Raw genomic sequence first — 17,494 nt, 5'->3', positions numbered from 1 at the left:
ACGAACGGTCGAATCGACCTCCACACCAACCCGCGCTCAAGCAGCAAGCGACCGCGTCGCGAGCGTAGCGCCCTAGAGAAGAGAGCCATCCATGGCGACTGTAAAAGTGACCGACGAGAGCTTCGACGCCGACGTCCTGAAGGCCTCGACCCCCGTGCTGGTCGATTTCTGGGCTGAATGGTGCGGCCCGTGCAAGCAGATCGGCCCGGCGCTGGAACAGATCGCCGACGAGCTGGCCGGTCAGGTGACCATCGCCAAGATCAATATCGACGACAGCCCCATGACCCCGTCCAAGCTGGGCGTGAAGGGCATCCCCACCCTGATGCTGTTCCGCGACGGCCAGCTGTCCTCGCTGAAGGTCGGCGCCATGCCCAAGGGCAAGATCGTCGAATGGCTGGCCGAAAGCGGCATCGGCGCCGCCAAGGCCTAATCCTCCCCCATCGGGGGAGGGGGACCGCGAAGCGGTGGAGGGGGCCAGCCCCAACCACCCTGTCTGCGGTCGCCCCCCTCCGTCACGACGCGCAGACGCGCCGCGCCACCTCCCCCGACGGGGGAGGAATGGCCGGACGCTGCTAAACCGGCCAGGTCTCTTCGCTGGCCCCCAGCACCTCGCCGGCCATATAGAGCGAGCCGCAGATGACGATGCGACCGGCGCCTAGCCGAAGCGCACGCTCCAGCGCCGCCTCGACGCTCTCGGCCGCCTGAGCTCCCAGACCATGACCTCGGGCCACGGCGGCAAGCGCCTCCGGGTCCGCCGCCGCGCCCTCGAAGGCGACGGTGAAGACATGGGCGTGGGAGTCCTTCAGCGCCTCGAAGAAGCCGCCTGAATCCTTGTTGGCCAGCATCCCCACGATCAGTGCCAGAGGCCGAGGCGCCGCCGCCTGACGCCGCGCCAGGGTCTCGGCCAGCGCCCTGGCGGCATGGGGATTATGCCCCCCGTCCAGCCACAGTTCGGCGTCCGCCGACCGCGCCGCCGCGCCATAGGGACCGGCGGTCAGACGCTGCATCCGCGCGGGCCAACGCGCGGCGCCGACCCCTTTGGCGATGGCCTCGACCGGCAGGTCCAGCTCCAGCGCCGCAGCGACCGCCAGGCCGGCGTTGTCGATCTGATGCGGTCCGAACAGGCCGGGCGACGGCAGGTCGAAGAACTGTTCCTGATCCTGGAACGCCATGCCGCCATGCTCGGCCCAGGCGTCGAAATCCACGCCCATGACGGTCAGGGGCGAGGTGGCGCGCGCGGCCGAGGCCTCGATCACCGCCATGGCCTCTTCGGACTGGCGCGCGATGACGCCGCGCGCTCCGGCCTTGAGTATGCCCGCCTTCTCGCCCGCGATCCCGGCGATCTCGGTGCCCAGGAACTCGGCGTGGTCCAGATCGATAGGGGTGATCAGGCTCAGCAACGGCCGGTCGATGACATTGGTGGCGTCCAGCGACCCGCCCAGGCCCACCTCGATGATGGCCAGGTCGGCGGGCACGTCGGCCATGGCGACGAAGGCGGCGGCGGTGGTGCTTTCGAACACCGTGGCCTCGACGCCCTTGATCGCCTCAATCCGGTCGAGGATGGCGCTGAGGCGGTCGTCCTCGATCAACTGGCCGGCCAGCCGGATGCGCTCGTTGAACCGCACTAGATGGGGCGAGGTATAGACATGGACGCGCAGGCCCGCAGCCTCGGCCATGGCGCGCAGGAAGGCGATGGTCGAACCCTTGCCGTTGGTGCCGGCGACATGGACGACGGGCGGCAGGCGATCCTGCGGATTGCCCAGGACGGCGCACAGGGTCCGCATCCGGTCCAGCGACAGGTCGATCTTCTGAGGGTGGCGCGCCAGCAGTCGGGCGGAGACGGGATCAACCATGGGTCTCGGCACGCAGCATCGCCTCTCTCGCCAGGCCCAGGCGCGCGACGGCCTGATCCAGGGTGGCGTCGGACTTGGCGAAGCACAGCCTGACAAAGCCGCCTGGCCGCGCTTCGCAGAAGGCCGACAGCGGAATGGCCACCACGCCGTGGTCCGTGACCAGCCGCCGACAGAAGGCCACATCGTCCGGCGCCAGGCCCGAGGCGGCCAGGTCGATGCTGAGGAAATAGCTGGCCTGGCTGGGCAGGGCGACATAGCCCGCCGCCGTCAGTCCCGAGGCCAGCCGGTCGCGCGACCGCTGGTAATCCGCCCGCATCGCCTCGAACCAGGCATCGTCCCAGTCTAGGGCCGTGGCCACCGCCGCCTGCAGGTTGGGCGGGGTGGTGAAGGTGATGAACTGGTGCGCCTTGGCGATGGGCTCGATCAGGGCAGGCGTGGCGCAGACGAAGCCGACCTTCCACCCGGTGACCGAGAAGATCTTGCCCGCCGAGCCGATCTTGATCGTGCGCTCGGCCATGCCGGGCTGGGCGATCAGGGGCAGATGTCGGCGCCCGTCGAACTGGATGTGCTCCCAGACCTCGTCGCAGATGGCGATCAGGTCGTGGGCGACGCAGGTCTTCGCCAGCATGGCCAGTTCGTCGGCTTCGAAGGCCCGCGCCGTCGGGTTCATCGGATTGTTGAACACCACCGCCCGCGTACCGGGCGTGATGGCGGCCAGAAGATCGGCCTCGATCATTCGCCAGTCGGGGGCCGTCAGGGTCACAACGCGGGCGACCCCACCCGCCCGCTCGATCAGGGGGCGATAGGCGTCATAGGCGGGCTCGAGGATGATGACCTCGTCGCCCGGCTGGATCACGGCCAGCAGGGCGGCGGTGAGGGCCTCGGTCGCGCCCGAGGTGACGACCACCTGTTCGGGCGTCAGGGACAGGCCCTGATGCCGGTTATAGTGCCAAGCGACCGCTTCACGCAGCACAGGCAGGCCGCGCGACGGCGGATACTGGTTGCGCCCGTGCAGCAGGGCGTCCGCCGCCAGTTGCAGGATCTCGGGCGGCCCCTGATGCTCGGGAAAGCCCTGCCCCAGGTTGATGGCGCCCGTCGCCGAGGCCAGCAGGGACATCTCCTCGAAGATCGAGGTGGGCATGTCTTCGAACAGGGGATTCAGGCGGCGCATGATGATGTTTTACAATCCCCGCTCATCCCGGCGAAAGCCGGGACCCAGTGGTTTGGGCGATAGGCCTTGCCGACCGCACCCGCTCGCCGATCCCAGACATCGCGCCACACGAAAGAACTGGGTCCCCGCCTTCGCGGGGATGAGCGGATAAGGAGTTTACGCCGCCTTGCGCCGTCCGCCCATCAGCATCGACAGCAGCTTGCCTAGGGTCTCGGGCAGGTCCGAGCGTGCGACCACCTTGTCGACCATGCCCTTTTCCTGAAGATATTCGGCGCGCTGGAAGCCCGGCGGCAGTTTCTCGCGGATGGTGCTCTCGATCACGCGCGCGCCGGCAAAGCCGATCAGGGCGCCCGGCTCGGCCAGGTGGACGTCGCCCAGCATCGCATAGCTGGCCGTGACCCCGCCCGTGGTCGGATCGGTCAGGACGACGACATAGGGCAGACGCGCCGCCTTCAGTTCCTGAACAGCCAGGGTCGAGCGCGCCATCTGCATCAGAGACAGAGCCCCCTCCTGCATCCGGGCGCCGCCGGCGGCGGTGAAGCAGACCAGGGGGACGTCGCGCTCGACGGCGGCGCGGGCGGCGGTGATGAAGGCCTCGCCCGCCGCGGTGCCCAGCGACCCGCCCATGAAGCTGAAGTCCTGGACGATGACGACGGCAGGGGTGTTATCGACGTCGCCGAGCCCGATCATCATCGTGTCCTTGCGGCCCGCCGCCTTGCGCGCCGCTGACAACCGGTCCTTGTAGGACTTGCCGTCCGAGAACTTCAGCGGATCCTCGGGCACGTCGGGCGTGGCGATGGCTTCGTAGCGACCGCCGTCGAAGGTGTAGCGCAGGCGCTGTTCGGCGTTGATCCGCATGTGGCGGCCGGAGGGCGTGACCCACAGGGCGGTCTCAAGATCCGAGCGGTACAGCATCTCGCCAGAATCGGGATCCTTGACCCACAGGTTGTCGGGCGTGTCGCTGCGCCGGCTGACGATCTTGCGGACGCCGGGGGCGAAACGGCTGAGCCAGCCGCCGCGCTTCTCGGGGGCGGGCTTGGGGGTGTTGTTGTCGACCATCAGCCTGTCTTACACGGTTTCTGTCAGGCGCGCGCCCAGCCGCGCACTTCGCACCGCATCGCCCAGGGCCTTGACCTTGGCCAGGACGCGCGTCGGCGCCGGTTCGTTCGCCTCAAGCGCGGCGGCGACCTCCTCGACCAGCACCGATCCGACGACCACGGCGTCGGCGACGCGGGCGATCTCGGCGGCGCGCTCGGCCGTCTTGACGCCAAAGCCGACGGCGACCGGCAGGCCCGAGGCCTTGCGGACCCGTTCGACGGCGGGGGCGACGGACACGGCCTGGGCCTCCTTGACCCCGGTCACGCCGGCGACGGAGACGTAATAGACAAAGCCCGAGGTCCGCCGAGAGATGATCTCCAGCCGCGCATCGTCCGAGGTCGGGGTGGCCAGCCGGATCAGGGACACCTGTTCGGCGTCCAGGGCGTCGGTCAGGGGATCGGCCTCTTCGGGCGGGCAATCCACGACGATCAGGCCGTCGACGCCCGACGCCGCCGCATCGCGTGCAAAGGCTTCGTAGCCATAGGATTCGATGGGGTTGAGATAGCCCATCAGGATCAGCGGCGTGTCCGCGTCGCCCTTACGGAACTCGGCCGCCATGGCCAGGGTGCCACGCAGGGTCAGGCCCGCCTTCAGGGCACGCAGGGCCGCGCGCTGGATCGGCGGCCCCTCGGCCATGGGATCGCTGAACGGGATGCCCAGTTCGATGAAGTCGGCCCCGGCGGCGGGCAGGCCGCGCAGGATCTCTGCCGCCTCACCCGGCGTCGGGTCTCCGGCCATGATATAGGACACGAACCCGGCCCGGCCCTCGGCCTTCAGCGCGGCGAAACGGGCGTCGATACGGGCGGTGGTCACAGTTCAACTCCCAGATGCTTGGCCACCGCGAAGATGTCCTTGTCGCCGCGGCCGCACATGTTCAGCACCACGTCGCCGCCCTTGCCGACCTCGTGGGCGATCTCGCCGACGCGGGCCAGGGCGTGGCTGGGCTCCAGGGCGGGGATGATCCCCTCCAGCTTCGAGCACAGCTGGAAGGCCTCCAGCGCCTCGGCGTCGGTGGCGGCGCGGTATTCGGCCCGGCCGATGTCCTTCAGCCAGGCGTGCTCCGGCCCAATGCCCGGATAGTCGAGGCCTGCCGAGATCGAATGGCCTTCCAGAATCTGGCCGTCGTCGTCCTGAAGCAGATAGGTGCGGTTGCCGTGCAGCACGCCCGGCCGTCCGCCCTGGATCGAGGCCGCATGATCGGGGCCGTCCAGCCCGCGTCCGGCCGCCTCGACGCCGATCAGGCGCACGCCCGCGTCCTCGATGAAGGGGTGGAACAGGCCGATGGCGTTGGATCCGCCGCCGATGGCCGCGACCAGGGCGTCAGGCAGCTTTTCCTTGCGGGCCAGCATCTGGATGCGGGTCTCCTTGCCGATCACCGACTGGAAATCGCGCACCATCTCCGGATAGGGGTGCGGACCCGCCGCCGTGCCGATCAGGTAGTAGGTGTCGGCGACATTGGTGACCCAGTCGCGCATCGCCTCGTTCATCGCGTCCTTGAGCGTGCCGCGACCACTGGTGACCGGCACCACCTCGGCGCCCAGCAGCTTCATGCGGAAGACGTTGGGCGACTGACGCTCGACATCGGTCGCGCCCATATAGACGACGCACTGCAGGCCGAAGCGGGCGCAGACGGTCGCCGTCGCCACGCCGTGCTGGCCGGCGCCCGTCTCGGCGATGATCCGCTTCTTGCCCATCCGCATGGCCAGCAGGATCTGGCCCATGCAGTTGTTGATCTTGTGCGCGCCGGTGTGGTTCAGCTCGTCGCGCTTGAACCAGATGTCGGCCCCGCCGTGATGCTGGGTCAGACGCTCGGCGTGATACAGGGGGCTGGGCCGACCGACGTAGTGGGTCAGGAAATCGTCAAGCTCGGCCTGGAAGCTGGGGTCCGCCTTGGCCGCCTTGTAGGCCTCGCCCAGTTGCAGCACGAGCGGCATCAGGGTCTCGGCCACGAACAGCCCGCCATAGGGACCGAACCGCCCCCGCTCGTCGGGCATGGCGTATGTATTGGGCAGTATGGCGTTCACGGCGCAGCCTTTGGTCGTATGGGAAGCCCGGGTGGAAGGGGCCTAAAACTGGACGGCCTTCAGGAAGGCCGCGATCAGGGCCGTGTCCTTAACACCGGGCGCGGTTTCGACGCCAGAGGACACGTCCAGCAGGGGCGCACCGGAAACCGTCGCGGCCTCGACCGCATTGCCGGGGTTCAGTCCCCCGGCCAGGAACCAGGGTCGCCGGAAACTGCGGCCCGCCGCCAGCGACCAGTCGAACCGCGCCCCGACCCCGCCGGGCAGGACCGAGCCCTCCACCGGCCTGGCGTCGAACAACAGGTGATCGGCGACCGCATCCCAGGCGGCGGCGGGGGCGAAATCCTCTCGGTTGCGGATCGGCAGGGCCTTGATGATCCCGGCCCCGGTCAGGGCCCGCACCTGCTGCGCCCGCTGGGGCGTCTCATGGCCGTGCAGCTGGATCAGATCGGGCTTGAGCGTCCCCGCGATCTCGATCAGCAGGGCGTCGTCGGGATCGACCACCACCGCCACGATCCCGGCCCGCCCCCGCGCGCGCTCGAACAGGGTGGCGGCGTCGGTCGGAGCGATGTTTCGCGGGCTCCGGGCGAACATCACCGCGCCGACGAAGGCTGCGCCGCCATCCAGAGCCGCATCCAGCGTCGAGGCCGTCGTCAGGCCGCAGATTTTTACGCCGGTCACAGGTCCACAACTCCAATGCCTTCGGCCACGGCTGCGTCGCGCATGTCGTGGTCGGCGGTCGCGAGATCAAGTCCGGCCGAGATCGCGATGGCCAGGTGCAGGGCGTCGGGCGCACGCAGGCGGCGATGGGTCCGCATCAGCAATCTGGCCTCCTCGAACCGACTTCGCCCCACCTCCAGCACAACGGCGCGGGACTTCCACCGATCGAAGGCCAGTTCGGCGCGCGTTCTCTCTGCGTCGGTGAGGTTGCCGGCTCGAACCTGATGGGACAGGGCCGACGTGAATTCCGTCGCCGTCCAGTCGCTCACGACCATCCGTGCGCCCGTCGCCGCCCAGGCGCGCGCCTTCGCGGCATGGTCGTCGCGGATGAAGAAGGACACGACGATGCTCGTGTCGACGTAGGTGCTCAATAGCGATATCCGCGGCGCATCTCCGCAACCCCGGCGGCGGTGTCGATCGGCCCGGCCTCCGGCGTGATCTGGTTGGCGTCAAGCCAGTCCATGTCCATCGGCAGTCCCACCACCGGCGGCTTTTCCGGCGTCAACCGCCCGATGGCCTTGCCACGCCGCGTGATCACGACCTCCTCGCCCGCCAGCATTCGATCCAGCAGCTTGGGCAGGTTGTTCTTGGCCTCGGCGACGGAATAATGGGTCATGGCGCCAAGATAGCTATCTGGATAGCCATTGTCCATTTGCAGGCATGGCGGGGATCAGCCCGCGAAGATCCGGTCGATCTGTGACTGGTCCAGCAGCCGCCACTGGCCGGGCTCCAGGTCGTCCGGCAGGGTCAGCCCGCCCAGGCGTTCGCGGTGCAGGGCCTCGACGTGGTTGCCGACGGCGGCGAACATGCGGCGCACCATGTGATAGCGGCCTTCGGTCACGGTCAGTCGCGCCTCGGTCGGCGACAGCACCTCCAGATGGGCGGGTGCCAGGGGCTTGTCCTCGCCCTCCAGCACTAGCCCGCCTTGCGCGAACAGGTCGCCTTCCGTGCCGACTAGGGGCCGGGCCAGGTTGGCCAGATAGACCTTGGCCACATGCTTCTTGGGGCTGATCACCCGATGCAGCAGGTCGCCGTCGTCGGTCAGCAGCAACAGGCCCGAGGTCTGCTTGTCCAGCCGCCCTATGGTCGAGATGGCCGGGTCGCGGCGCTTCCAGCGGTCGGGCAGGATGTCATAGACCAGCGCCCCCTCTTCCTTCCTGGAACAGGTCATGCCCAAGGGCTTGTTCAGCAGCATGACCAGGCCGGGCGCGGGGTCCAGCGGCTGTCCGTCGATCTCCATGCGGGACGACAGGTCCGGCGTGACGGCGATGCGTTTCGACACATCGGTCAGGTCGGCGCCGTCCAGCACGATGCCTCCGACCTTGCCCAGCCGCGCGATCTCGGTGCGCGAGCCATAGCCCATCGAGCCCAGCAGCTTGTCGACCCGCGATGTCGGGATCTTGGTCAAGCGACTGCCACCGTCTGCGTCCTCACTTCACGGCCTGGAACAGCTTGTAGCCGCCGCCGTCGACGCCGGGGGTGACCCGTTTGAAGGCCTCGTTCAGCTCGGACTCATAGGGCAGGTGGCGGTTGGCCACGAGCCACAGGGTCCCGCCCTTCTTCAGCATCTCGGCGGCCTTCTTGATGAAGGCCTGGCCCAGCCGCCGGTCCTCGGCGCCGCCGTCGTGGAAGGGCGGGTTCATGACGACGAAGTCGAGGTCGCCCCAACTGTCGGTCGCCGGGTCCAGGGTGCGGACATCGGCCCAGTCGAAATGGGCGCGCTGATCCTCGATATTGCGTTCAGCCGCCTCGACCGCGCGCCGGTCCAGATCGACCAGACGCAGGGCGGTGACGGCCGAAGAGCGCAGCACCACCGTGGACAGAGCGCCATAGCCGCAACCCAGATCGGCGCCCCGCCCCTTGAGCGGCGGCAGGGCCTGGGCCAGCAGGGCGGACCCGGCGTCGATCCGGTCCCAGGCGAAGACGCCGGGCTGTGACCAGGCCTCCAGCCCCTCGACCAGACGCGCAGCGCCGGCGGCGATCGCCTCGTCGATGGCCTTTTCGGATTCCGGCACGGTCTCGGGCCGGATCACCACGCAGCGGCGGTGATGCGCCTTGGCCGTCTCGCCGATCTCGACGCCGAACGCCGTCAGCCCCTTCTTCAGGCGCGAGCCGCCCTTGTCCTTGGGGGCCATGACGTCCAGCCGTCCGCCGACCTTCAGCGCCTTCAGCGCGACGGCCAGGGCATAGCGCCGCTCCAGCACGCCGGGCGGGGCATAGATCATGATGCTGTCCACCGATCCGGGCGCGAAGGATTCCAGCGGCGTCGAGCCGGGGATCAGGGGCGAGGTTTGGGTGGCGGCGCCGTTCTCGGTCGAGGGCGGATCGAACACCAGCGGGGGGCGGCCATAAAGAAGCGTGGTCATCGCGGCGCCTATAGCCGGTTCGCGGCCAAAGGCGAAGCGCGGGCGGATCGGGCCAGGAGCCGGCCAGAAGCCCGCCTAGTTCAGCCGCGCCGAGAACCAGCCGTCCTGGCAGCCGAGCGAGATCGCCATGCCGAACAGGTCGGTGAGCCCGGGTCCGGTCAGCAGGTCCGCCTTGTCGCCCTGTCGCAGGACCGCCCCGTCGCGCAGCATGACCACTTGAGCGATCTCGGGAAGGATCTCCTCGACGTGATGCGTGACCAGGATCAGGGTCGTGCCCGACTGGGCCAGCCCCCGCAACGTCTGCAGGAACTGGCGGCGGGTCGCCGGATCCAGCCCGGCGCAGGCCTCGTCCAGCAACAGGGCGCGCGGCCGGTGAACCAGCGCCCGGGCGATCAGGACGCGGCGCGCCTCGCCCGTCGACAGGGTCGCCATGGTCCGCCCCGCCAGATGGCCGGCGTCCATCCGTTCCAGGGCGTCACGGCCCGCAGCCAGCATGGCCTCGGTGACCCGATGATGCCGCCACAGGCCCCGCGCGGCGAAGAAGCCCGAGATCACCGCGTCTGTGACCTCCAGCCGATCCTCGCGCGTCATCTCGGCATGGACGGCGGGCGAGACGATGCCGAGCATCTTGCGCAGTTCGAACACGTCCCAGCGATCCTGGCCGAAGATGCGAACCCCCGCACCGCCGCCGGTGGGATAGATTTCGCGCGAGATCAGCTTCACCAGGCTAGACTTGCCCGAGCCGTTGCGGCCCAGGATGGCGGTATGCTGGCCCTGCGCGACCGTCAGCCCGACATGGTCCAGCAGGACCGCATCGCCGCGCAGAACGCTGACGTCATCGATATCCAGCAAGGGCTCGCTCATCCAGCGATCAGTATCCACAGGCCGGTCAGGGCGAAACCGGCGGCGGCGGCCATGCGGATGTATTTCAGCGGCAGACGGGTGGCTGTCGCCTCGCCCAGCAGGACGGCGGGGCCGTTGACCAGCATCATGCCCAGGGTCGAGCCCGCCACGACCAGCGGCAGGTTCTCGAAGCGGATGGCCAGGCCGGCCGTGGCGATCTGGGTCTTGTCGCCCATCTCCACCAGGAAGAAGGCCGCCGTGGTGGTCCAGAAGATGGCGGCCCAGGACTTCACCTCCATCTGAGGCGCGGCGTCGTCGTCCAGGGTGTCGGGGATCAGGGCCCAGACGGCGAAGGCCAAAAAGGCGAAACCGACCACCCACTTCATCCATGGCCCGTCCAGATACTGGGCCGCCAAGGTCCCGGCCAGGGCGGCGAAGGCGTGGTTGGCGACTGTCGCCGCCAATATGCCCAGGATGATGGGCGCCGGGCGTCGCCAGGTAGCGGCCAGCGCTATGGCCAGAAGCATGGTCTTGTCGCCGATCTCGGCGATGGCGACCAGGCCGGTCGAGATCAGGAAGGCTTCCCAGAGATGGGACATCGGACATCCGTGCGCGGGGCGTCGGCGGGCAGACCAAAGGCGTTCGCAGCCGAGGCCCCGCGAAAGGTCCCCTGCGAAAACCAGCGGTCTTGCCAAGTTCCCTTTGGCCCTATCGCTCGACGCGCTGCGTCTCGCTGTTGGAGGGCCGCAAGGCTCTCCATAGGGTCCAAGGGTTCCGTCCGCGCCATCCTCTCCGGGAGAGGAAGTGTGTTGACGCGGGCCCTGCTGAGACGTGCAGGCGGCTACTCCCCGATGATGGCCCCCTCCTAGGTCGCCGGGTGGGCGCCAGGCAAGTGCGAGCCGTTCTCAATGCATTCAGGGTTCAGCAGCGGCAGGATATGTCGGCTGAAGGCAGGTTTTCGAGCGTAAGCGTCGCCATATGTCGGGACTTTCGTCCCCAGCGGCATCCCCAGGTTCGTGTCCGGCAAACACCACATCTAGCGGGCATCGACAAAAGTGATCGCAATATAGGCGCAATTGGACTTGGCGCCGGGGCGGTCCGGTCGCATGGTGAAGGCCTGTCCGGAATCGTCTTTCAGAGTGCTCGCCGATGAACGCCCACGCCATCATCAAGCCCGGAACCCCCGGCCTGCTGACCCCCTCGGCGGCCTACAAACCGTTCCGCTATCCCTGGGCTTTCGACATGTGGAAGACCCAGCAGCAGGTCCACTGGATGCCCGAAGAGGTGCCGCTGGGCGAGGACCTCAAGGACTGGGCCGTCAAGCTGAACGACAAGGAGCGCAATCTGCTGACGCAGATCTTCCGCTTCTTCACCCAGTCGGACATTGAGGTCGCCGACAACTACATGGAAAAATACGGCCGGGTGTTCAAACCGACCGAGGTGAAGATGATGCTGTCATCCTTCGCCAATATGGAGACCATCCATATCGCGGCCTACGCCCTGCTGCTCGAAACCATAGGCATGCCCGAGAGCGAGTTCGGCGCCTTCATGGAATACGAGGCCATGCGGGACAAGCACGACTACATGGGCAAGTTCGGCGTCGAGACCGAGGCCGACATCGCCCGCACCCTGGCCATGTTCGGGGGCTTCACCGAGGGCCTGCAACTGTTCGCCAGCTTCGCCATGCTGATGAACTTCCCGCGCTTCAACAAGATGAAGGGCATGGGCCAGATCGTCAGCTGGTCGGTGCGCGACGAGAGCCTGCACTGCGACGGCATCATCAAGCTGTACCACGCCTTCAACAAGGAGACCGGCGTGGTCACCAAGGCCGTGGCCGACGACATCGTCCAGTGCTGCGAGACCGTGGTGACGCTGGAGGACAAGTTCATCGACCTGGCCTTCGAGGCGGGCGAGGTCCAGGGCATGACCCCCGACGACATCAAGAAATACATCCGCTTCATCGCCGACTGGCGCCTGCGTCAGTTGCAACTGCCCGAACTGTACGGCGGCAGCCGCGAAAACCCCCTGCCCTGGCTGCAGTCCCTGCTGTCGGGCGTCGAGCACGCCAACTTCTTCGAAGCCCGCGCCACCGAATATTCCAAGGCCGCGACGCAAGGCCAGTGGCACGGCGCCGAAGGCGTCTGGGGCGAGTTCGACAAGATGATGGCCCGCCGCGACATGAGCATGATCGCGGGCTGAGGCCGACGGTATGGCCGATCCGATCAATGTCGCCCTGGTCGGATACGGCTTTGCGGGAAAGACCTTCCACGCCCCTTTGATCTCGGCCTGTGCGGACCTTCATCTGCACACGGTCGTGACCAGTCGGCCCGATGACCTTCACGCCGACTGGCCCGAGGCGAAGGCGGTCGCAGACCTCGACACGGCTCTGTCCGATCCGGCCATCGGCCTGGTGGTCGTCGCCACGCCCAACGACCTGCACGCGCCCCAGGCCGAGGCTGCGCTGCGAGCGGGCAAGGCGGTGGTGGTCGACAAGCCCTTCGCCCTGTCGGTCGCCGAGGCCAGGAGCATCGCGCGGCTGGCTCAAGACCGGGGCCTATTGCTGTCGGTGTTCCACAACCGGCGATGGGACTCGGACTTCCTGGCCCTGAAATCGGCGGTCGAGGCCGGGGATCTGGGCTGCATCATCACCTTCGAAAGCCATTTCGACCGCTTCCGCCCCGAGGTCCGCGACCGCTGGCGCGAGGGCGACGGACCGGGCGCGGGCATCTGGTTCGACCTGGGGCCGCACCTGATCGACCAGGTTCTGACGCTGTTCGGACGGCCGCAGGGCATCACCTGCCACCTCGCCGTCCAGCGCGATGGAGGCGTGGCGACCGATTGGGCCCATGCGGTGCTGCGCTATGAGCGGATGCGCGTCATCCTGCACGCCGACATGACCAGTCCCGCCGCCGAGGTCCGCTTCCGTGTTCATGGCTCCAAGGCCAGCTGGCTGAAGTCCGGGCTGGACGTGCAGGAGGATCAGCTCAAGGCCGGCAGGGCCGTCGGCGCGCCCGGATGGGGCGTCGATCCGCTGGCGGCTGTGCAAGTCGAGGGGACGACAGGCGCGCGCGCCGCCGTCACCGCGCCGCCGGGAGACTATCTGGCCTATTACGGCGCCGTCGCAGCCACGCTCAGGGGCGAAGCCGCCAACCCCGTCACCGCCGAACAGGCAATCGCCGTCATGGAGGTGATCGAGGCCGGAGTGCTCAGCGACGAACGGCGGGCCGAGGTCGCGCTCTAGCCGACCGGCTGGCCGGGCGGCAGGGGCCTGTCGGGATAGGCGATGGGCGCCCGACGCCGGGCATTGGCCTCCCAGGCCGCGCGGTCCTGTTCGTAACGAAGCCGCGCCGCCTCAGCTGCACGACTTTCGTCCTCATAGCGCAGGCGCGCCGCTTCTGCGGCTGCGGCCTCGTCCTGATAGCGCCGCTGGACGGCGTCGTAGTCGGCATTGGCGGCGGCGTCTGCGTTGTCGGCCAAGGCGTTCTGGGCGGCGATTTCCGCGTTGAGGGCCGAGGTTGTGCGGACCTCGTCGGGGTTCTGCTGGTCGTCACCGGCTCGGCGATAGGTCTCGCCGCGCTGGCGCAACAGGTCGCTGACGGGATCGGCCGGGGTCTCGGCGGAAACGGGCGCCTCGGTCTTGGGCGGCTTGGCTGAAGGAGCCGGAGCGGCAGGCGCAGGCGCCGCCGGGGGATTGGGTGAGCCCGTCATGCCGCTGGGCTGGATATAGTCCTGGGCCAGTGCGGTCGTCGCCGACAGAGCCAGAGCGCCGGCGACGCCGAGCAGGAGGCGGGAAACAGGGGTCGGCATCGCAATCTCCAGGGTTCGAGAACGGAACGCAGACATCGCACGTTCGGCTCCCCAAGCGCTGCCATAAAGCTTTACTTCCTCTTAAGTGAACACTCTTAGGTTGTGATGATCGAATGGATCACAACCGTGAACACGCGCCGCCCGCCAGTCTGTTTCCACTCCTGTCGTCGGGGATCGGCGGCCGTCGAGTTCGCCTTTGTCGGCCCGATGCTGATCCTGCTGCTGATGGGGATGGTGGTGTACGGCGGCTGGTTCTGGCTGGCCCAGTCGGTCCAGTCCCTGGCCTCGGACAGCGCCCGCGCGGCCATGGGCGGGCTGGACGGGACCGAGCGCCGCGCCCTGGCCACGGCCTTTGTCGCCGATCAGGCCCGCGTCGGCGCGGGGCTGGATCCCACCCTGATCGCCGTGACCGTCGACAGCGACGCCAAGGCCATCCGCGTCAGCCTAGCCTATGACGCCCACGCCCATCCGATCCTGATGCTGGCCGGTCCCCTGCCCAAGCCGCCCAGCCTGATCCGACGCACCGCCGTGGTGCGCGTCGGCGGATACTGACGTGGGCTTCCTCCACGACCGGCGCGGCGGGATCGCCATCATGGCGGCCATGGCGGGCGGGCTGTTGTGCGGCTTGGCCGCCCTGACCGTGGACCTGGGCTCGGTAGCCCTGGAGGGACGCAAGCTTCAGGGCGCCGCCGACCTGGCCGCCCTGTCGGCGGCGCATGACCTGGACCGGGCCGAGGCCGCCGCCCGCGCCACCGCCGCGGACAACATGGGTGCGGGCGTGGTCGCCGTGGTCACACGCGGCCGCTATGTCGGCGACCGGGCCGTCACCCCGCCAAACAGGTTCACCGCCGGGCCGACCAAACCCAATGCCGTGCGGGTCCAGCTGTCGCGTCCCGCCAGACTGTATTTCGGGCGCTGGATCCTGGGGCGCGAGACTGTGGATCTGCGCCGCACGGCGACGGCGGCGACGAGCGCCGAACCGCCCCGCGCGGTTTTCTCCATCGGCTCGCGCCTCGCCGCCCTGGACGGAGGACTGGCCAACCAGTTGCTGGGCGGCCTGACCGGCAGCACGGTCTCGCTCAGCCTGATGGACTATCGCGCCCTGGCCGACGCCGACGTCAATCTGCTGGCCTTCAGCGACGCTTTGGCCATCAAGCTGGGCGTCACGGCCGGGGACTATGACGGCCTGCTGGATCGCAAGGTCAGCGTGGGTCAGGCGCTCGGCGTGCTGGAGGCTCTGGCGGGCGACCACGCCGACAGCGCCCTGTCGAAACTGATCGGACCGGCGTCGGCGCTGGAGATCCGGCTGGGCGACCTGATCGGCGCCGAGGCCGAGGCTCGCGCTGGTCTGGCAGGGCCTCTGGACGTCAATGTCTCGGCTATGGACCTGGTCATGGCCATGCTGGAGATCGGCGGCGGCGACCGTCAGGCGGCGCTGAACATCACGACGCCGCCGGGTCTGGCGGAGGTCAAACTTTCCCTGGCCATCGGCGAACGCCCCAACCATTCGCCCTGGATCACGGTGACCGACAAGAAGACGCCGATCATACGAACGGCCCAGGCGCGGCTCTATCTGAGGGCGCGGACGGCCCAGAAGCTGTCGGGCCTGGCCCAGGTCAACCTGCCCGTGCTGATCGAACTGGCCTCGTCCGAGGCGCGACTGGAACGGATCGAGTGCGATCCGGCGCGCAGCGTGACCCTGGGGGTGAGACCCGGCCTGGCGAGGGCCAGTATCGGCATGATCGACGAAAGCCGACTGCAGGACTTCACCCGCCCCCTGACGCCGGCGCCCGCGACCCTGCTGTCGGTGCTGGGCCTGGTGACCCTGACCGGCAAGGCCGATATCGAGGCGGCGGACACAGGCTTCACCGCCGTACGCTTCAACGACGCCGAGATCACCGCGCAGACCCTGAAGACCGTGACCTCGCGCAGCCTGGCCCAGGGGATCATCGTCAGCCTGCTGCAACGGATGGAGGTGGATGTGCACATCATCGGCCTGGGCCTCGGTCTGGGGGGCATCGTCCAGGCGCTGGGGACGCTGCTGACGCCGCTGGGACCGGTGCTGGACGGGGTCGTCAATCCCGTTCTGGACCTGTTGGGGCTGAAGTTCGGGCAGGCGGACGTGACCGTTCACGGCGCCACCTGTCCCGGAGATGAGGTGCGGGCCGTCCTCGTCGGCTAGGTTGAGTGCTTCGGCTTTAGCGGCGATAGACGGGTCATGAGCACTTCAGACATGACCTATTCTCGCTACCTCGGGCTGGATCGCCTGCTGTCGGCGCAGGACCCGATCTCGGACCAGCACGACGAGATGCTGTTCGTCATCATCCACCAGACCAAGGAGCTGTGGCTCAAGCAGATCCTGCACGAGGTGGCCCTGGCCCAGAGCCTGGTGCGCAACGGCGACCTGGTGCCGGCCTACAAGTCCCTGGCCCGCGTCAGCCGCATCCAGTCGGTGATGACCCAGAGCTGGGACATCCTGGCCACCATGACCCCCGCCGACTACCTGAACTTTCGCGGCGTGCTGGGTTCCAGCTCGGGCTTCCAGAGCGACCAGTTCCGCCGTTTCGAAGCCATACTGGGCCTGAAGGACGCGCGCTTCCTGAAGTTTCAGGAAGACCGGCCCGAGGCGCATCAGGCCCTGGCCGACGCCATCGCCGCGCCCAGCCTCTACGACGACGCCCTGGCCCAGTTGGCCGCCGCAGGCCTGCCGGTGCCGTCCGATGTGCTGAGCCGCGATGTCAGCCAGCCCTATCAGCCTTCGGAAGGCGTGGAGGCCGCCTGGCTGGAGGTGTATCGCGACACCGACCGCTGGTGGGCCCAGTACCAGCTGGCCGAGAAGCTGGTCGACCTCGACGACGCCCTGCTGACCTGGCGGCACAAACACGTCGTCACCATCGAGCGGATCATCGGCCGCCGGCGAGGCACCGGCGGGACCGAGGGCGTGGCCTATCTGACCACCACGCTTGAGAAGCGGTGCTTCCCCGAACTGTGGTCCCTGCGCACGAAGCTGTGACACAGGCTTGATGGCCGGTGACGCAATCGCGCCGCAACCGGGGAGGAGCGTGGCCGTTGTAACGGACACGAACGGAGGCCTCCCCCATGCCTAATCGACACGATATCCACGTCCTGAACACTCTGATCGGCGCCACCCTGGACAGCGCCGAACGGCTGGAGCAGATCGCCGGAGACAGCGAGAGCTCGGGCCATAACGCCCTGTTCGCCGCCCTGGCGCAGGAACGCCGCGCGATGGCGCAGACCCTGGCCGACAGCGTCACCGCCTTGGGCGGAACCGCCGATGGCGGCAGCTCCATCCTGCAGAAGGCCCAGCGCGCCGTGCAGGACATCGGACACGCCCTGATCCGCGACGAGGCCGGACTGGTCGACGCCGCAGACCGCAGCGAAACGACCCTGGATCGCCGGTTCGAGGCCGCCCTGGCGGATGAGCGCATCTCTGCGACCACGCGCGAAACCCTGCGCCGCGCCCACGCCCACATCCATCGCGAGACCGCCGAGGTGCACGACCTGAGACGCAGCGTCGACGGCCAGCGCGACGCGAGTTCGGGGCTATACCCGTCCTAGACCCCAAAACGAAAAAGGCCCCGGCGTTTCCGCCGG

General features: G+C 68.4%; 20 protein-coding genes and 1 riboswitch. Of the genes, 7 read left to right on the top strand and 13 right to left on the bottom strand.

Features of this window, described 5'->3' with window-relative positions; all coding sequences use genetic code 11:
* Positions 1–91 precede the first annotated feature (91 nt).
* A complete protein-coding gene (gene trxA, locus ACO05L_RS02875) occupies positions 92–430 on the top strand; it encodes a thioredoxin (RefSeq protein ID WP_421730670.1) in 339 nt (112 codons plus the stop codon).
* A gap of 142 nt (positions 431–572) precedes the next feature.
* Here trxA and ACO05L_RS02870 read toward each other — a convergent pair whose 3' ends face one another.
* The 12 genes from ACO05L_RS02870 to ACO05L_RS02815 form a co-directional block, all read right to left on the bottom strand.
* The gene (locus tag ACO05L_RS02870; RefSeq protein ID WP_421730669.1) at positions 573–1,853 is read right to left on the bottom strand and encodes a bifunctional folylpolyglutamate synthase/dihydrofolate synthase; all 1,281 of its coding nucleotides are present in this window, start codon (positions 1,851–1,853) and stop codon (positions 573–575) included.
* A complete protein-coding gene (locus tag ACO05L_RS02865; RefSeq protein ID WP_421730668.1) occupies positions 1,846–3,024 on the bottom strand; it encodes an aminotransferase in 1,179 nt (392 codons plus the stop codon). The genes ACO05L_RS02870 and ACO05L_RS02865 overlap by 8 nt, the downstream gene beginning before the upstream one ends.
* A gap of 156 nt (positions 3,025–3,180) precedes the next feature.
* On the bottom strand, positions 3,181–4,083 hold the full coding sequence (gene accD / locus ACO05L_RS02860; protein WP_421730667.1) for an acetyl-CoA carboxylase, carboxyltransferase subunit beta: 903 nt from the start codon (positions 4,081–4,083) through the stop codon (positions 3,181–3,183).
* 9 nt (positions 4,084–4,092) lie between these two features.
* Positions 4,093–4,935, bottom strand: coding sequence for a tryptophan synthase subunit alpha (gene trpA, locus ACO05L_RS02855; RefSeq protein ID WP_421730666.1), 843 nt, complete (start codon positions 4,933–4,935; stop codon positions 4,093–4,095).
* Positions 4,932–6,116, bottom strand: a complete 1,185-nt coding sequence (gene trpB, locus ACO05L_RS02850; protein ID WP_421731618.1) for a tryptophan synthase subunit beta — start codon at positions 6,114–6,116, stop codon at positions 4,932–4,934. Before trpB ends, trpA begins: the two co-directional genes overlap by 4 nt.
* A 72-nt stretch (positions 6,117–6,188) precedes the next feature.
* Positions 6,189–6,824 (bottom strand): phosphoribosylanthranilate isomerase, encoded by a 636-nt coding sequence (locus ACO05L_RS02845; RefSeq protein ID WP_421730665.1) that lies wholly within the window; start codon positions 6,822–6,824, stop codon positions 6,189–6,191.
* The gene (locus ACO05L_RS02840; RefSeq protein ID WP_421730664.1) at positions 6,821–7,234 is read right to left on the bottom strand and encodes a type II toxin-antitoxin system VapC family toxin; all 414 of its coding nucleotides are present in this window, start codon (positions 7,232–7,234) and stop codon (positions 6,821–6,823) included. Before ACO05L_RS02840 ends, ACO05L_RS02845 begins: the two co-directional genes overlap by 4 nt.
* Positions 7,231–7,479 (bottom strand): type II toxin-antitoxin system Phd/YefM family antitoxin, encoded by a 249-nt coding sequence (locus tag ACO05L_RS02835; protein WP_421730663.1) that lies wholly within the window; start codon positions 7,477–7,479, stop codon positions 7,231–7,233. The genes ACO05L_RS02840 and ACO05L_RS02835 overlap by 4 nt, the downstream gene beginning before the upstream one ends.
* Positions 7,480–7,533: 54 nt before the next feature.
* Positions 7,534–8,271, bottom strand: a complete 738-nt coding sequence (locus tag ACO05L_RS02830) for a pseudouridine synthase (RefSeq protein WP_421730662.1) — start codon at positions 8,269–8,271, stop codon at positions 7,534–7,536.
* A 22-nt stretch (positions 8,272–8,293) separates the two neighbouring features.
* Positions 8,294–9,229, bottom strand: a complete 936-nt coding sequence (locus ACO05L_RS02825) for a class I SAM-dependent methyltransferase (protein WP_421730661.1) — start codon at positions 9,227–9,229, stop codon at positions 8,294–8,296.
* A gap of 75 nt (positions 9,230–9,304) precedes the next feature.
* Entirely contained in the window at positions 9,305–10,093 is a 789-nt protein-coding gene (locus ACO05L_RS02820; RefSeq protein ID WP_421730660.1) for an ABC transporter ATP-binding protein, read from the bottom strand.
* Positions 10,090–10,671: a TMEM165/GDT1 family protein gene (locus tag ACO05L_RS02815; protein ID WP_421730659.1), complete on the bottom strand. Its 582-nt coding sequence runs from the start codon at positions 10,669–10,671 to the stop codon at positions 10,090–10,092. The genes ACO05L_RS02820 and ACO05L_RS02815 overlap by 4 nt, the downstream gene beginning before the upstream one ends.
* Before the next feature lie 75 nt (positions 10,672–10,746).
* Positions 10,747–10,942: riboswitch (yybP-ykoY riboswitch) on the bottom strand.
* A gap of 279 nt (positions 10,943–11,221) precedes the next feature.
* On the opposite strand from ACO05L_RS02815, the gene ACO05L_RS02810 reads away from it, so the two are divergent.
* Both ACO05L_RS02810 and ACO05L_RS02805 read left to right on the top strand, forming a co-directional pair.
* On the top strand, positions 11,222–12,271 hold the full coding sequence (locus ACO05L_RS02810) for a ribonucleotide-diphosphate reductase subunit beta (protein WP_421730658.1): 1,050 nt from the start codon (positions 11,222–11,224) through the stop codon (positions 12,269–12,271).
* Positions 12,272–12,281: 10 nt separating this feature from the next.
* Positions 12,282–13,313 (top strand): oxidoreductase, encoded by a 1,032-nt coding sequence (locus tag ACO05L_RS02805; RefSeq protein WP_421730657.1) that lies wholly within the window; start codon positions 12,282–12,284, stop codon positions 13,311–13,313.
* Here ACO05L_RS02805 and ACO05L_RS02800 read toward each other — a convergent pair.
* Complete coding sequence (locus ACO05L_RS02800) at positions 13,310–13,879, bottom strand: hypothetical protein (protein WP_421730656.1); 570 nt, start codon at positions 13,877–13,879, stop codon at positions 13,310–13,312. The genes ACO05L_RS02805 and ACO05L_RS02800 overlap by 4 nt on opposite strands.
* A gap of 126 nt (positions 13,880–14,005) precedes the next feature.
* Here ACO05L_RS02800 and ACO05L_RS02795 point away from each other — a divergent pair, with 126 nt between their 5' ends.
* The 4 genes from ACO05L_RS02795 to ACO05L_RS02780 all read left to right on the top strand — a co-directional run bounded on the left by ACO05L_RS02795 (position 14,006) and on the right by ACO05L_RS02780 (position 17,458).
* On the top strand, positions 14,006–14,431 hold the full coding sequence (locus tag ACO05L_RS02795; RefSeq protein ID WP_421730655.1) for a TadE/TadG family type IV pilus assembly protein: 426 nt from the start codon (positions 14,006–14,008) through the stop codon (positions 14,429–14,431).
* A gap of 1 nt (position 14,432) precedes the next feature.
* Positions 14,433–16,061 (top strand): TadG family pilus assembly protein, encoded by a 1,629-nt coding sequence (locus ACO05L_RS02790; protein ID WP_421730654.1) that lies wholly within the window; start codon positions 14,433–14,435, stop codon positions 16,059–16,061.
* Positions 16,062–16,097: 36 nt separating this feature from the next.
* Entirely contained in the window at positions 16,098–16,892 is a 795-nt protein-coding gene (locus tag ACO05L_RS02785) for a tryptophan 2,3-dioxygenase (RefSeq protein ID WP_421730653.1), read from the top strand.
* Positions 16,893–16,978: 86 nt separating this feature from the next.
* Positions 16,979–17,458: a PA2169 family four-helix-bundle protein gene (locus ACO05L_RS02780; protein WP_421730652.1), complete on the top strand. Its 480-nt coding sequence runs from the start codon at positions 16,979–16,981 to the stop codon at positions 17,456–17,458.
* The last annotated feature ends 36 nt before the right edge of the window (positions 17,459–17,494 follow it).

Origin of the sequence: Brevundimonas sp. (assembly GCF_965227765.1) — a bacterium.
GTDB lineage: Bacteria > Pseudomonadota > Alphaproteobacteria > Caulobacterales > Caulobacteraceae > Brevundimonas.
Note: the sequence above shows the minus strand (reverse complement) of the source record. Positions and strands in the feature narration are given on the sequence as shown.